Source organism: Mesorhizobium sp. M2E.F.Ca.ET.209.01.1.1 (genome assembly GCF_004010375.2).
In the GTDB taxonomy this organism is placed as follows: Bacteria; Pseudomonadota; Alphaproteobacteria; order Rhizobiales; family Rhizobiaceae; genus Mesorhizobium.
The window spans coordinates 1-662 of the sequence record NZ_SADP02000074.1; the positions used below are offsets into that span (position 1 = coordinate 1).

At 64.8% G+C, this 662-nt stretch carries 1 protein-coding gene and 1 pseudogene; both read left to right on the top strand.

What is annotated here, in order from left to right:
- Window positions 1-473 (top strand): ABC transporter permease subunit (locus EN852_RS34600; protein ID WP_135879570.1); only part of this gene is annotated, 473 nt, incomplete at its 5' end.
- Window positions 474-475: 2 nt separating this feature from the next.
- Window positions 476-662: pseudogene (locus EN852_RS34605) on the top strand (phosphonate ABC transporter permease); the annotation flags it as partial.

Below are 662 nucleotides of genomic sequence, written 5' to 3' on the forward strand. Positions count from 1 at the left end.
GTTCGGCTGGCATGCTCAATGCCGGGCTGATGGAAGTGTTCTCGCTGCGGGCGCCGCCGGTCGATTTTCTCTACTCGACCTGGGGCGTGGTGCTGGCCGAGGTCACCGTCTACTCGCCCTTCGTGCTGCGTCCGCTGCTTGCGGCCTTTTCGCTGGTCGATCGCGGCCAGATCGAAGCGGCGAGAGTGCTCGGCGCGCGACCGTTGAGGATCGTGCGCCAGGTCATTCTGCCGGCGGCTGTGCCTGCGCTGATCGCCGGCGGGAGTCTCTGCCTGCTGCTGACCGTCAACGAGTTTGCCATCGTGCTGTTGATCGGCGCCAAGGGCGTCATCACGTTGCCGCTGCTGATCTACAGCAAGGCCAGCCAGGAAGCGGCCTATCAGGTCGCCTGCATCATCGCGGTCATCAACATCGCGCTGTCGCTGGGGCTGTTCGGCCTCTACCGCTTCGCCGCCGGCCGTATGGGGATGTAGCCATGCTGGTCTGGTCGCGTCCCGGTCGAATGCTGATTTGGGCAGTCTTCGCACTGCTGTTCGGCGTGTTGTTTCTCGCTCCGCTCGCCGTCATCCTGCTCTCCAGTCTGGCCGAGCAATGGAACGGCGTGCTGCCGAGCGGGCTCACGATCGAGCATTACAGCAATGTCGTGCGCGGCGCGGCGTGGA